Genomic DNA, 13,798 nt, shown 5'->3' with positions numbered 1-13,798 from the left:
GTTAGTATCCGCTAACCAGACTTTACTCCCTTGCTTGTATAGAGAATTCGTTTCATGACTATTGCCCGTCAATTCGCTCATAACCTGCTGGCATTTTCCCGCCAGACCTTTCCTTCCGATGCGCTGGCCCAAGCTCGAACCGCAATCATTGATACCCTGGGGGTAACACTGGCTGGTGGAATACAAGACGGCGCAGAAAAGCTTCGTGCGGTTATTGTCCCCTCAGCGGCAACAGGAAACAGTCGGGTATTCGGCACCGAGCTACGCCTCAATGCACTTGATGCTGCCCTATTGAATGGAACATCCGCACATTTACTGGATTTCGATGATTCCAACTCCTGGCTACACGGCCATATTTCCGTCGTCGTTCTGCCTGCGTTACTGGCGCTGGCGGATGAGCATCAATCCAGCGGTGAGGAGATTTTACGCGCTTATTTGTCCGGTTATGAAACCGCCGTTCGCATGGGACAAACCGTGAGTCCCTTTCAGTATCGTCACGGCTGGCACCCGACCACCTCGGTTGGCATTTTTGCTGGCGTCGCGGCCTGTGCAGTGCTGCTCAATCTCAACGAAGAGCAGACGGCAACCGCATTATCGATTACCGCGTCTCTGGCCTCGGGCATTAAGTCCAATTTTGGCAGCCAAACCAAATCACTGGCGGTCGGCCATGCCAACCGTAGCGCAGTCATGGCCGTATTGCTGGCGCGTCAGGGATATACCGCCGGACAAACGGCGTTCGAACATCATCATGGTTATTTCAACGTCTACAACCGTGAACCGGAAAATTATGATGCGACGCCACTGACTACACCGTGGGATGCGCCTTCCCATATCCTCGATCCAGTCAAAGGCAACAACTTTAAATATTTCCCTTGCTGCTACGCGATCCTCTCACCACTGGATGGCCTGTTGGCGCTACGTGAACAAACCAAACTCCCCGCTGATCAGATCGAACGTATTCAGGTTGCCGTACACCCGATCCGTTTCCCACATATCAATATACCGCGGCCCAATATCCCGTTGGCTGGGAAGTTCAGCCTACATTACTGTATTGCTCGCGCCTGGGTCAGCGGCCAGTTAACGCTGGACGACTTTATTGACGATGTGATATTTAACGATCCGGTCACCAATGCGCTGATGGCAAAAGTAGAACTGATCTGCCACGATGAGAGCACGACACACACGGCACAAGTCACCGTCGTCAGTCAGGATGGTCAACAGATTACCCGCCACGTCGCCGGAGCATTAGGTTCCAGCGCGGACAACCCTCTGCCGGAAAATCTGATCGAGCAGAAGTTCCTCGATTGCGCCAGCCAAGTGTTGTCCCCGACTGCGGCATCTGCGCTGTATCAACGCTTATTACGGGATGATTTTCTCTAGGCACTGACCGTCAGATAAAAGAGAGAATCGGTACGAGGGGCCACAACAGCCCCTCAGCACCTTTCATCACACAAGTTCCAGGGAAAAATCGCCCCACGTTTATCACGAGATCGCCGACTATGCTCAATTTGATCCCACCAGAAATTTCGCCGCTCTTTGCCGGCATACTGGTGTTTTGTAGTTTCCTCACCTCGGCGCTGACTGCCGCATTAGGATTAGGCGGCGGTGTTACCCTGCTGGCTATCATGGGGTTAGGGATGCCAGTCAGCAGCCTGTTGCCCGTCCACGGCATTGTGCAACTCGGTTCAAATTTGAGCCGAACGCTGATTCAACGCCTGTACGTTGTATGGCCGCTGGTTCTGTGGTTTTTTATCGGTAGCGTAGTGGGGATCGCCCTTGGCGCACCGGTCGCGGCATGGATACCGGACAGCATTGCGAAAATCGCACTGGCGCTGTTTATTCTGTGGTCAGTGTTTCGCCGACGTGGCCCCGCGAAAAAAGTGAATCGACTTTATTTCATTTTCGGCGGTGCCATCACCAGCCTCGGCACCATGATTGTTGGCGCGACGGGGCCATTGGTTGCCGGGTTGATCAGTTCACAAGGCATCACCAAACAGCCGTTAATCGCCACACACGCGACCTGCATGGTGCTACAACATAGCCTGAAAATTCTTGCGTTTGGTCTGATGGGGTTTGCCTATGCCAGTTGGTTGCCCATGTTGATCGCCATGATTGCCAGTGGCGTACTGGGCACTGTGCTCGGTACCCGACTGTTAGATAACCTGCCGGAAAAGTTATTCCGTACCGCTTTTCGTCTGACGATGGCGTTTCTTAGTGCGCAGTTAATCTGGCAGGGCATCACCGGACTCTTGTCTTAACCCGCGACACCGCGCCCGATACGCTATGTTCGGGCGCAGTGCAAATCAGTACCAGAACAAGTTTAGCCTTGCGTGCGACGCAATAATCGCGTCGCAGCAGCATCCACCTGATGATGCGCATCCAAAACCACATGATAGACCTGACGCGCCGCCGCCGGGCTGACATACCCCGCCAACACATCCTCTGCTACACGTTGCGGGTCGCGCTCAGTCGCATCGCCATAACCTCCCCCACCGGGCATATCAATCACGACCCGATCGTCGGCGGGGATCGGCTGCATCCCTTTTGCCTTCAACACCGAACCAGAAGCCAGCGCCACGCGGCCCGTCATACCACTAGCGCCGCCTGCATAGCCTCTGGCTGGGTGATCGACCCGATCAAAACGCGCATACAGCGTTAGCGGAACCGGATAGCGATTACCAATAATCATGGTTTGACCTAATCCACCGCGAAATCGTCCGGCACCGCCGGAGTCCTGACGCAGCGATTTTTCCCAAACCACAACAGAAGTCATCGCCTCAGTAATTTCAACCGGTACGTTACGTACGCCAGAAGGAAACGGCGTCGCCGACAGGCCATCCAACGTCGGACGCGCACCCGCACCGCCGCTGTGGAAACTGGTGACCATAAACGCCGGGTGATGCTCACTGCCAGCGGCGGCTAAACGCACATTCCACAAACTGCCCGTGCTTTCCGCTGGCGCACGGTCAGGTAACGCCTGCTGGAAACAGCCAAAAATCAGATCGGGCAAAAACATGCCAATCAGCGAACGCGCCACTACCGGACGCGGGAAAGCGGCGTTGGCAATACAGTCTTCAGGTGCCGTCAGGGTGATACAACTCAGCGTTGCAGCATTATTCGGCAACGCGGGCGCAATCAGGCTCTTCACACCAAACGCCGCATAGGCCTCGGTATAACACAACGGGCAGTTAATACCGTAAATCGATGGCCCCGATGTACCGGTCATATCGATCCGTACCCCGGTTTCATCAACGGTGACCGTTGCCACCAGATCTACCGGTTTTTCATAGCCGTCGATACGGATAGCGTTACGCCATGAACCGCGCGGCAGTGACGCGATGGCTTCCATCATCGCCTGTTTGCTATGCGCCAAAATCTCGTTGCCGACAGCATCGATATCTTCTAATCGATATTCATCCATGATTTTCTGTAAGCGCCGTCCGCCAATATCGTTACAGGCCATCAGTGCGAACACATCGCCTTCCACCTGAACAGGCTCGCGCACATTGGCTCGGATAATTTGCAGCAGGCTTTCGTTTACCCGGCCACGCTCCGCCAGTTTCATGATGGGAATAAACAATCCTTCGCCGTACACCTGTTTCGATTCTGGCGACGGCCCATTACCGCCAATATCCACCACATGGGTAGTACAGGCGAACAACGCCACCACCCGCGCCTGACGGAACACGGGCGTAACCACCGTGATATCGGAGAGGTGTCCGGTTGCTTTCCACGGATTATTGGTGATCAACACATCCCCTTCCGCCAGCGTCGCTAACGGATAATCCGCCAGAAAGTGACGGACTGAACGAGCCATCGAGTTAATATGGCCCGGTGTGCCGGTTACCGCCTGAGCCAGCATGTCTCCCTGCGGTGAAAAAATGCCAGCAGAAACATCCCCCGCTTCACGCGTTGAAGTGCTGAATCCTGCGCGGATCAGGCTGCGGGCCTGCTCTTCTACGGCAGCAATCAAACGACTCCAGATAATCTGTAACTGAATGGACGCGGTAGCCTGACTCATACATGTTCCTCCCAGGTCAGAATAATTTGTTGCAGCGTATTTACCGTCGCGTTGAACCCAACAGGCACCAGCGTATTGGTTTCCGCCTCCGCGATAATGGCTGGCCCCGCGATCGACATCCCTGGCTGCAAGGTATTCCGATGATAGATAGCGGCGACCGACTGACGCATTAGTGCCAAATCGATCAAGGGTTGATGTCCGACAGCGGTCGGTGTTGCCGTCGGTGTGGGAAGATCGGATGGGGGTAAAGCGGCGTCTATCACTTCCGATAAACGCAGCGTCCAGGTCAGGCACTCAATCTCCATGCCAGGAATAATGCGGCCAAAGTGGCGAATATATTCCTCTTCAAAACGCTGGCGCAGCAAACCCGTGTCCTCAGCCTGAAACGATTTTTCGGGTAGCACGACCGCAATTTCATGCCCCTGCCCGCGATAACGCATATAAACAGTTCGTGTTTCCTGCACCGGGCGTTCCGGTGCCAATGCCAGATATACCGTTGCTTCTGCTTCATGGCGCAGATCAGTGAAAATCTGGTTGACCCCGGCCGCATCGAATCCATTCAACGCCATAAGGTGCGTGCGCACGACTTCGCTGGCCACCGGCGCCAGCAAAAAGCCGTGTGCCGACCCCACCCCCGCCCCTTTCGGGATCACAACCCGACGTATCCCCAGTTTCTGAGCGATACGCGCGGCATGCAGCGGAGCGGCACCGCCAAACGCAATCATGGTACGCCCTTCCAACTGCGCACCGCAGTCGGTGGCATGTACGCTGGCGGCGTTAGCCATGTTTTCATCCACCACTTCCACCATTGCCATCGCGGCAATTTCGCCATTCTCGTCCTGCTCATCCGAAACGTGCTGCCGCAAAGCCGCTATTGCACGATCCTTATTCAACGCGATCTTACCGTCGGCGAATAACGCCGGATCGATTTTCCCCAAGACCAGATCGGCATCGGTCACCGCCGGGCGTGTTCCACCACGATCGTAGCTGGCCGGACCCGGTTCAGATCCGCAACTTTCCGGACCAACCGCCACCCGATGCAACGCATCACGGTAGCCGATCGACCCACCGCCCGCGCCGATCTCAACCATATCGATCACCGGAATACGTAGCGGCATACCGCTCCCTTTTAAGAAACGATAGGCGCGTGCAACTTCCAGTTCTCGCCCATATTGCGGTTGACCGTCGTCAATCAAAACCAGTTTGGCCGTTGTCCCTCCCATATCGAAAGCAATGGCCTGCGCAATATTGAGTTGCCGCGCCACATGCGCCGCCAGTACCGCACCGCCAGCCGGACCAGACTCCACCAGCATGACCGGAAAGGCACAGGCTTGCTCCAGCGTGGTCAAACCGCCGCTGGACATCATTAGCATAATCTCCCCACCAATCCCCAGCCGGGCCACACCTTGCGCCAATCGATGTAAATAACTGTCCATAATCGGCTGCACATACGCATTGGCGCAGGCGGTAGATATCCGTTCATATTCCCGGATTTCAGGGCAAACCTGGTGAGATAACGTAATTTTCAGATGGGGCAACGCCTGCTGTAACAGTTCGCCTGCTCGTTGTTCATGACGACCATTGGCGTAGCTATGCAGGAAACCAATCGCAACGGCATCAATACGTTGTTCAATCAGTTGCGGGATCAGATCTCGAACAGACTGTTCATCCAGCGGCAATAGTTCGCTACCATCCGCCGCCAGACGTTCTCGCACTTCCAGCCGTAAATGGCGCGGCACCAACGCGGCGGGACGTTGCATATACAAGTCGGACACCTCAAAACGGTGCTCGTGTGCAATCTCCAGCGTATCGCGAAAACCTGCCGTGGTAATCAGCGCCACTCTGGCACCTTTGCGTTCAATTAGCGCATTCGTGGCTAGCGTTGTGCCATGAATAACCAAGCGCACCGCTTGTGCCGCTACCCCGGTTTGCTTAAGCAAGTCAGCCATTCCGTCCAACACCGCCCGTTCCGGTGCCTGATGTGTCGTAAGATATTTGGCTGACGTTACCGTGCCGTCGCTCTGTTCCAATACAATGTCGGTGAACGTGCCACCGATATCGACGGCAAATCGTGTACCTTTGTTTAACATGGCCCTGCCTTGTCGTTATCGTGATCGGGTGATGGATGTGTAAATAAAAAGGGGATCGAACAACCGCTATTCGCTGTCCAATATTGCCAACGCTATCCGCGTCAAGGCGGCGACGCCGCTGACAATACAGCCTTCATCAGGCTGATAATCCGACGTATGCACGCGGTCGTTTCGACCCGGCTGCGATGAGCCAACGTGTAATCGAAACCCTGGGACGCGCTCGGACAACAGTGCAAAATCTTCTCCCCCCATACCGGGCGATACAGGATCAATGACCGCACCAAACTGCGCACGTACCGCCCGATCGGCTAATGCGGTCAGCCCGATGTCATTGACTGCGGCGGGAACACCTTGCTGATAATCCAGTCGACAGGTAACCCGATGGCTTTGTTCCAACGCCAGACACAGGCGACGCAGCGTTTGCGCCGCTTGCTGTCGCGCCGTTTCACTACGCGCACGGACAGTACCCTGCAAACGTGCCTGACCTGGAATAATATTTGCCGCGTGACCAGACTGAAACGATCCCAACGCCACGGCGCAAGCATCCAGCGGATCGATCTCATTACCGACAATCGCTTGAATCTGCATCACCAACTGCGCCCCCGCGACTAACGCGCTACGCGCCTGAAAAGGCCGGGCTGAATGGCCGTCTTCACCTTCGATCACGATCTCAAATCGATCCGACGATGCCGTCGTCGCGCCAGCCATTACCCCAAAGCGCCCCACGTCCAGAGACGGACGATTATGAAACCCCAGAACATAATCCACTTGCGCCAAGACACCATCGGCAATCATCGCCGCAGCGCCTTGAAAGGTTTCCTCTGCTGGCTGAAACATCAACCGAACCCGCCCTTTCAACAACGATGCACGTTGATGCAATAACATGCCGACCCCAAGCAGAGTGGCACAGTGCAGATCGTGCCCACAGGCATGCATCAGCCCCGGTCGCTCACTGCGCCAGGCGAGTTCATTGATTTCCTGAATCGGTAACGCATCCATATCCGCGCGAACCAGCAGCGTTTTCCCCTCCTGACCGCCATCAATATCGACAACAAGCCCTGTCTTGCCGATACCGCCGCGAACCGTCATGCCACGATCGCGTAGCGCATTGGCAATCAGTTGCGCGGTTTGCACCTCGTCAAATGCCAGTTCGGGGTAGCGATGCAGTTCCCGTCGTAGGGCAATTAACTGTGGTTGCAATGTCAGTGCGGCGGTCATCAGAGATTGCGCCAACGCGTCGGGTTGCCATTCCGCTCCCGCCGCGCTTGGTCTGTCAGGTGACACTTCCTGAAAAGACATTTATTTCATCACCTTATATCGTCATTTCAGTCGCCAGAGTTCGTTCATCCGTTCGCCCTGGGTAGGTTACCGGCTGACGTAGCGCCCAAACGTTAATCGGGTAATAGAGCGGAATAATGGCCACATCGTCGATAGCCAAATCGGTTGCCTGCGCAAACAATGCCTGACGTTTGGTGTCATCAAGGGTCACCAACCCTTGTTCCAGCAATTCGTCAACCTGCTTATTGCTGTAGCGAACACGGTTAGTCGCACCGAAACCACGCGTTTTATCGTAACTATGCAGTACTGATTTCAACGCCGGAGAGGCCTCGCCGGTACCCCCCCCAAAACCAACCAGGAAGAAGCTGAATTCACTGCCTTCACTACCACCGGAAACCCGTTTATAAAAAATGCTGCTGGGCATGGCATCAACCTGAACTGAGATACCAATACGTGTCAGCATCTGTGCTACTGCCTGTACAACGGCGGCATCACGAATGAAACGATCGTTCGGCGCATGCAATGTTATTTGGAAACCATTTTGGAAACCAGCATCGCTGAGTAATTGTTTGGCTTGTGCCACGTCAGCCAGTCTCAACGGCAGGTTAGGGCTATGGCCAAAAATTCCCGGTGGAACGAGTTGTGTCGCGGGCTGCCCGTTGTCTTCCAGAATGCGTGTGGCGATAGCCGCTTTATCAATCGCGAGCGAAAATGCCTGACGGACGCGCCGATCAAGAAATGGATTAGGAATCTCGCTACCATCTTTGGCACGAATAAACGGTGACACCGCGCGTGACTGATCGAGGCTCAAGAAAATGGCACGATTGGTGACGCTACGCGTTAACGCAATGCCGGCGGTTTTACTCAGACGAGCCAGATCCGTCGGCGGAACATTGTCAATCACATCCACATCACCAGACAGCAGTGCCGCAACCCGAGCGCCCGCCGCCGGGATCGGACGGATAATCACTCGCCGCCAGGCTGGCTTTGCTCCCCAATACTGCTCATTGCGCTCCAACACTACCCGATTACCCGGAATAGATTCCACCAATCGGTACGGCCCGGTTCCGACCACCGCTTTACCGCTGTTGTAATCGGCGCTGGTCGCACCGTTACCCACCCGATGGGAAATAATCGACACCGTACTTAGCTCATTAGGGACGATAGGGTTAGGTGCCTTCGTGCGGATACGAATCTGACGATCGTTGATTTTTTCCACCGTTTTATCACCCAGATAAGCCCGCATGGAAAAAGGCGCACCCGGCACATTTTGCGCACGCTCATAGGTGAAAAGCACATCGTCGGCCGTGAACAAATCACCATTGTGGAAATGAACATCAGGACGGAGATCAAACTCCCAGGTCAAATCATCAATGGCTCGCCAGGCGGTTGCCAGACCAGGCTGTGGATTTTGCTGTGCATCGGGATACACCAGTCGATCGAACAGATGGGTCGAGAGCGAGGCATTCGCACTGACGGTATGCCAGTGCGGATCTAACGATGAGGGCTCGGTACTGAAAGCCAGCGTTAATGTTCCATCCCGCTGTGCCGCCCACGCCGAACCAGGAAAAATGGCACCGAGTGGTAATAATGTTGACGTCGCCAGTGCAGCCATTCCGCCAATAAACGTTCTTCTTTTGATATTCATAATAGGATTACCCCGGTTTGCTAAGAGCCTAACGAAAAAAAATAACAGCTATCGCCCGCTAAAAATAAATAGGGTCTGAGACAGATATTAGGTAGAAATTTAATCCCGCATAAAGCATAAAAAAAAGAAAAGCAAAGCTATTTTTTAGATAAAGATATATTTGAGAAGATCAATAAAAACGAAAATAATAAAAAAAACGTACCAAAATAAGACGCCACGATAAAAATCAGTGGCGAAAAAATGTGCGATAAAAAGACAAGCGACATCTGTAGCTAACGTCCCTACTGACATATATCCATTATTCTTCTTTACATAGTCAAATTTGCTATTTGTCATTTCATCCCAAGACTGAGAACATTGGTATACAAAGGAACACATAAAATAAAAACACTTATTTTACAGTACATTAAACAGAAATAGCCTGCTATAAGGACTTTTCATGCTGAAAAAATCATTTGTCGGGGCCATCGTCATACTCATGGCGTTAGGGAATGCCATACTGCCCGCACATGCGGAAACGGCGGCTTCTGGCCATGGCGAAACGCTGAAGAAAATCAAGGCCAGAGGGGAGCTCATCTGTGGTGTCCACCCTGCGCGGCATGGATTTTCCTCAATCGACAGCAAAGGGCAATGGAACGGACTGGATGTGGATTATTGCCGTGCGTTAGCCGCTGCCGTATTTGGCGATGCCAGTAAAGTCCGTTTTGCGGCATTGTCTACTGCGCAGCGTTTCCCGGCGATTCAATCCGGTGAAGTGGATGTTTTATCGCGAAACATCACCGCCGACCTGTCGCGCGATACTTCGCTGGGCCTGAATTTCGCCCCGCCAACCTTTTACACCGGAACCGGGTTTATGGTGCGTGCGAATGCAGGGGTGAAGAAAGTAGAAGATCTTGATGGCGCGACGGTCTGTATCACGCCAGGCAGCAGTACCGAGCGCAACGTGGCACAAATTTTTGCCTCGCGGAAGCTGCATTACACCCCGGTCGTTATCGAAAATAACAAAGAGTATGTCGCCGCTTACTTGTCGGGACGCTGTGATGTCATTGCCCGCGATAAAGTCGCTTTACCCGGCGTTCGGACATTCGATGCGGAAAATCCTTCCGACCATGTGATTTTGCCAGGTATTTACTCGAAAGAGCCGCTGGCGATGGCTGTCCGTCAGGGGGATGATCAGTGGTACGACATCGTCAAATGGGTGGTTTATGCCACTTTCAATGCCGAAGAAATGGAAGTCAGCCAGAAGAATGTCGACGACAAACTGACATCAACCGATCCTGACGTACAGGGATTGCTAGGCGTCACCGGTGATTATGGTCAGAAGCTGGGGCTAGACAACAAGTGGGCTTATCACGTCGTAAAACAGGTGGGTAATTACGGCGATATCTACAACCGTTATTTCGGCCCAGAGACGCCAGCGCCACTCGATCGCGATCTGAATAATCTCTGGACAAAAGGTGGTTTGTTATACGGTTTACCGATCCACTAACCGCTGATAAATAGGCCCGATGGTATTCGGGCAATGTTCCACTGAAAATATCCCCGATGATTGCATTGTCGGGGAAATCATATATTTCAGAGGATGCGTTATTGCCTGAAATCAGACAAAAATTAAGCATGAAATCATCGAAAAAAATAACTACCACATCCTTGTCACGTTTATTTATGACAGAGCCGCTTAGCCGTAACGATATGTTTTCAATACTGCTAAATAAGACGTTTCGATCCTGGTTTTATCAAATCCTACTCGGCTCGCTCATTATTTTATTCAGCTACTGGCTGTATGATAACGTCGTGAATAACCTACGTTCGCAAAATATTGCAACGGGTTTCCGGTTCCTGAACCATACGGCGCAGTTCGCCATCGGCGAAAAACTCATCGATTTTACCCCTCGTGATAGCTACGCACGGGCCGTTATGGTGGGGTTACTCAACACCCTTTATGTCACGCTTTGCGGTATCATTCTCGCCACCGTTCTTGGTTTCGCTGTCGGTATTGCGCGGGTCTCTCGCAACTGGTTACTCGCCAGACTTGCCGGGGGATACATCGAAATCATGCGTAATATTCCGGTCATTCTCCAGGTGATCTTCTGGTCGGTTGTCATCCGCAACCTCCCCTCGCCACGCGAGGCCATTGAGCTGGGCAATCTGGGGTTTCTCACTAATCGCGGATTATTTTTCGTGCAACCCTCCGCACACACGGGCTGGCTGTGGGTTATGCTTGCAGTATGTGCCGCGTTGGTCATCAACCTGATACTCGCACGCGTAGCGCGTTACCTGCGTGAGTACCATGGCCGCACATTACCGATTGGCCGCCTCTCTTTGGCACTGATGATCGGCATTCCCTTGTTGACATGGTGGCTTTCCGGCAGCCCGTCACAGCTCGATCGCCCCGTCCTGAGAGGGTTCAACTTTCAGGGTGGTTTCACCATCAGCCCTGAATTCACCGCGTTGTTATTAGGCATTGCGCTCTATTCATCCGCTTTTATTGCAGAAATTGTACGCGCGGGTATCCAATCCATTCCCAAAGGTCAACTGGAGGCTGCCCGTGCATTGTCATTTTCACCCTGGCATATGATGCGTTACATCGTCATCCCACAGGCTATGCGCGTCATCGTTCCCCCCCTTACCAGTCAATTCGTCAGCTTGTCTAAAAACAGCTCGATTGCGGTCGTTGTGGGGTATCCGGAACTGGCCAATATCAGTAACACGCTGATGAATCAAACGGGTCAGGCGTTGGAGGTGATCGCCATCATGATGGTGGTTTACCTGACCGTCAGTATCGTCACGTCGCTGTTGATGAATATCTTTAACCGCGTTGTTGCGCTCAAAGAGCGTTGAGGTATACGTATGTTAACTCCGGCTTTGCCACTCACCGCCGTTACGCCGAGGCTGCGTACATCCCTATTGTGGTTACGACGCCATTTATTCAGTAGCGTACCGCAAACCTTGCTAACGCTGTTATTGCTGGCGTTCCTGGTAATAATCGGTGAAAAACTGATCCGCTGGGGCGTTATCGATGCCGTCTGGCAGACAAGCAATCCTGATGTTTGCCGGGCGGCCGCAGGTGCCTGCTGGGCCGTCATTACCGAGAAACATCGGCCCATTTTGTTCGGGCTCTACCCTTATGACCAGCACTGGCGTCTGGTGATTGCCATGCTGATTTGGTTTGTGGTACTCGGTTTATCGCTAATGCCGCGATTTTGGCATTCCCGAATCCTGCTCCCCTTGTGGACTGTCGCCGTCATCGTGATAGCGATCTTGATGAGCGGCGGCGTTTTCGGTTTGACTGACGTTCCCTCGACAGAATGGGGCGGGCTACCGCTCACCATCTTATTATTTAGCGGCACCGTGGTCATCGGAATGCCGGTTTCCGTTCTGTTAGCGCTCGGTCGTCGTTCACCCCTGCCGTTTTTACGCGGACTCTCGGTCATTTTCATCGAATGTTTACGTGGCGTACCGCTCATTACCATTCTGTTTGTCGCGGTTAATATTTTTCCGCTGTTCCTGCCGCAGGGAATGGAAATTAATAAACTGGTGCGCATCATCATTGGTATTGCCCTGTTCTTTGCCTGCTATCAGGCGGAGGTGATTCGCGGTGGGTTGCAATCCGTACCACGCGGGCAATATGAGGCCGCAACCGCACTCAACCTGGGATATTGGCATACCACGACCAAGATCATCCTGCCGCAGGCATTGCGCATTTGTTTACCGGCAATGACCAACCATATTATCGCCGCGATGAAAAACACCTCGTTTGTCATCATTATTGGGCTGTTCGATATTCTGACCGCAACAACATCGGTCATGCAGGACCCCTTATGGCGACGCTATTACATTGAAACCTATATTTTTATTTCGGCTATCTATTTACTGTTCGGCTTTTTACTTTCCCGTTATGCGCTGTGGGTAGAAAAGCGTATTGATGCCAGCCGTAACCCTGAAACACATAACCACGGAGCGTTGTCATGAGTAGTTCACTTCCCGCCGAGCCAGTGATTGAAATCAAATCCGTTAGTAAATGGTATGGTGACTTTCAGGTACTCAATAACGTCTCGCTGAATGTGGCAAAAGGAGAGCGTGTCGTAATCTGCGGCCCTTCCGGTTCCGGTAAGTCCACGCTGATTCGCTGCATTAACCGACTGGAAGAACACCATCAGGGGCAAATTTTGGTTAATGGTATTGAGATGAATGACAATCTCAAGAATATCAATCGGATCCGCCTGAGCATTGGCATGCTGTTCCAGCAATTCAACCTGTTCCCCCATCTGAGCGTACTGGATAACCTGATCATCGGCCCGACGTTGGTCAGGCAAATGAAAAAGCAACAAGCAACGGAACTGGCTATGCACTATCTGGAAAAGGTGCATATCGCTAATCAGGCACATAAGTTCCCACTCCAGCTATCGGGAGGACAGCAGCAACGCGTGGCGATCGCGCGTGCCTTATGTATGCAGCCGGAAATTATGCTGTTCGATGAACCCACCTCGGCGCTCGACCCGGAGATGATCAAAGAGGTATTGGATGTCATGCTGGATTTAGCGGAATCAGGGATGACGATGATCGTCGTCACTCATGAAATGGGATTTGCGAAAACCGTCGCCGATAACGTGATTCTGATGGCTGACGGCAGCATTGTTGAATCTGCGCCGCCGCAAACCTTTTTCAATATGCCATCACACCCACGGACCAAACAGTTCCTGGATCAGATACTAAGCCATTAATCTCGACGTGCTGTTGTCTCACGACAACAGCCTGCCA

At 53.0% G+C, this 13,798-nt stretch carries 10 protein-coding genes; 6 read left to right on the top strand and 4 right to left on the bottom strand.

The window, feature by feature from the left end; genetic code table 11:
• Positions 1-54 precede the first annotated feature (54 nt).
• Both ACKPVM_RS07820 and ACKPVM_RS07815 read left to right on the top strand, forming a co-directional pair.
• Entirely contained in the window at positions 55-1,380 is a 1,326-nt protein-coding gene (locus ACKPVM_RS07820) for an MmgE/PrpD family protein (protein WP_409308374.1), read from the top strand.
• Positions 1,381-1,499: 119 nt separating this feature from the next.
• Positions 1,500-2,258, top strand: coding sequence for a sulfite exporter TauE/SafE family protein (locus tag ACKPVM_RS07815; protein WP_409308372.1), 759 nt, complete (start codon positions 1,500-1,502; stop codon positions 2,256-2,258).
• A 62-nt stretch (positions 2,259-2,320) separates the two neighbouring features.
• Here ACKPVM_RS07815 and ACKPVM_RS07810 read toward each other — a convergent pair whose 3' ends face one another.
• From ACKPVM_RS07810 to ACKPVM_RS07795, 4 genes are all read right to left on the bottom strand, one after another.
• On the bottom strand, positions 2,321-4,021 hold the full coding sequence (locus ACKPVM_RS07810) for a hydantoinase B/oxoprolinase family protein (protein WP_409308370.1): 1,701 nt from the start codon (positions 4,019-4,021) through the stop codon (positions 2,321-2,323).
• Positions 4,018-6,111, bottom strand: a complete 2,094-nt coding sequence (locus ACKPVM_RS07805) for a hydantoinase/oxoprolinase family protein (protein WP_409308368.1) — start codon at positions 6,109-6,111, stop codon at positions 4,018-4,020. Before ACKPVM_RS07805 ends, ACKPVM_RS07810 begins: the two co-directional genes overlap by 4 nt.
• A gap of 66 nt (positions 6,112-6,177) precedes the next feature.
• Positions 6,178-7,410, bottom strand: a complete 1,233-nt coding sequence (locus ACKPVM_RS07800; protein WP_409308366.1) for a M20 metallopeptidase family protein — start codon at positions 7,408-7,410, stop codon at positions 6,178-6,180.
• Positions 7,411-7,423: 13 nt separating this feature from the next.
• Entirely contained in the window at positions 7,424-9,037 is a 1,614-nt protein-coding gene (locus ACKPVM_RS07795) for an ABC transporter substrate-binding protein (RefSeq protein WP_409308364.1), read from the bottom strand.
• 439 nt (positions 9,038-9,476) lie between these two features.
• On the opposite strand from ACKPVM_RS07795, the gene ACKPVM_RS07790 reads away from it, so the two are divergent.
• The 4 genes from ACKPVM_RS07790 to ACKPVM_RS07775 all read left to right on the top strand — a co-directional run bounded on the left by ACKPVM_RS07790 (position 9,477) and on the right by ACKPVM_RS07775 (position 13,761).
• On the top strand, positions 9,477-10,526 hold the full coding sequence (locus tag ACKPVM_RS07790; RefSeq protein ID WP_409308362.1) for an amino acid ABC transporter substrate-binding protein: 1,050 nt from the start codon (positions 9,477-9,479) through the stop codon (positions 10,524-10,526).
• Positions 10,527-10,702: 176 nt separating this feature from the next.
• On the top strand, positions 10,703-11,878 hold the full coding sequence (locus tag ACKPVM_RS07785) for an amino acid ABC transporter permease (RefSeq protein WP_409308360.1): 1,176 nt from the start codon (positions 10,703-10,705) through the stop codon (positions 11,876-11,878).
• 9 nt (positions 11,879-11,887) lie between these two features.
• Positions 11,888-13,009 carry an amino acid ABC transporter permease gene (locus ACKPVM_RS07780; RefSeq protein ID WP_409308358.1) on the top strand — a complete coding sequence of 374 codons (1,122 nt, stop codon included), beginning with the start codon at positions 11,888-11,890 and terminating at the stop codon, positions 13,007-13,009.
• Complete coding sequence (locus ACKPVM_RS07775; protein WP_409308356.1) at positions 13,006-13,761, top strand: amino acid ABC transporter ATP-binding protein; 756 nt, start codon at positions 13,006-13,008, stop codon at positions 13,759-13,761. The genes ACKPVM_RS07780 and ACKPVM_RS07775 overlap by 4 nt, the downstream gene beginning before the upstream one ends.
• Positions 13,762-13,798: the final 37 nt, after the last annotated feature.

Origin of the sequence: Pectobacterium hainanensis (genome assembly GCF_046237015.1) — a bacterium.
Classification (GTDB): domain Bacteria; phylum Pseudomonadota; class Gammaproteobacteria; order Enterobacterales; family Enterobacteriaceae; genus JBJYIN01.
Note: the sequence above shows the minus strand (reverse complement) of the source record. Positions and strands in the feature narration are given on the sequence as shown.

Bases quoted from the DNA above. Each gene is read 5' to 3' on its own strand.
- ACKPVM_RS07785 (WP_409308360.1), top strand. From the start codon at position 10,703: ATGACAGAGCCGCTTAGCCGTAACGATATGTTTTCAATACTGCTAAAT.
- ACKPVM_RS07775 (WP_409308356.1), top strand. From the start codon at position 13,006: ATGAGTAGTTCACTTCCCGCCGAGCCAGTGATTGAAATCAAATCCGTT.
- ACKPVM_RS07805 (WP_409308368.1), bottom strand. From the start codon at position 6,111: ATGTTAAACAAAGGTACACGATTTGCCGTCGATATCGGTGGCACGTTC.
- ACKPVM_RS07815 (WP_409308372.1), top strand. From the start codon at position 1,500: ATGCTCAATTTGATCCCACCAGAAATTTCGCCGCTCTTTGCCGGCATA.
- ACKPVM_RS07780 (WP_409308358.1), top strand. From the start codon at position 11,888: ATGTTAACTCCGGCTTTGCCACTCACCGCCGTTACGCCGAGGCTGCGT.
- ACKPVM_RS07795 (WP_409308364.1), bottom strand. From the start codon at position 9,037: ATGAATATCAAAAGAAGAACGTTTATTGGCGGAATGGCTGCACTGGCG.
- ACKPVM_RS07810 (WP_409308370.1), bottom strand. From the start codon at position 4,021: ATGAGTCAGGCTACCGCGTCCATTCAGTTACAGATTATCTGGAGTCGT.
- ACKPVM_RS07790 (WP_409308362.1), top strand. From the start codon at position 9,477: ATGCTGAAAAAATCATTTGTCGGGGCCATCGTCATACTCATGGCGTTA.
- ACKPVM_RS07800 (WP_409308366.1), bottom strand. From the start codon at position 7,410: ATGTCTTTTCAGGAAGTGTCACCTGACAGACCAAGCGCGGCGGGAGCG.
- ACKPVM_RS07820 (WP_409308374.1), top strand. From the start codon at position 55: ATGACTATTGCCCGTCAATTCGCTCATAACCTGCTGGCATTTTCCCGC.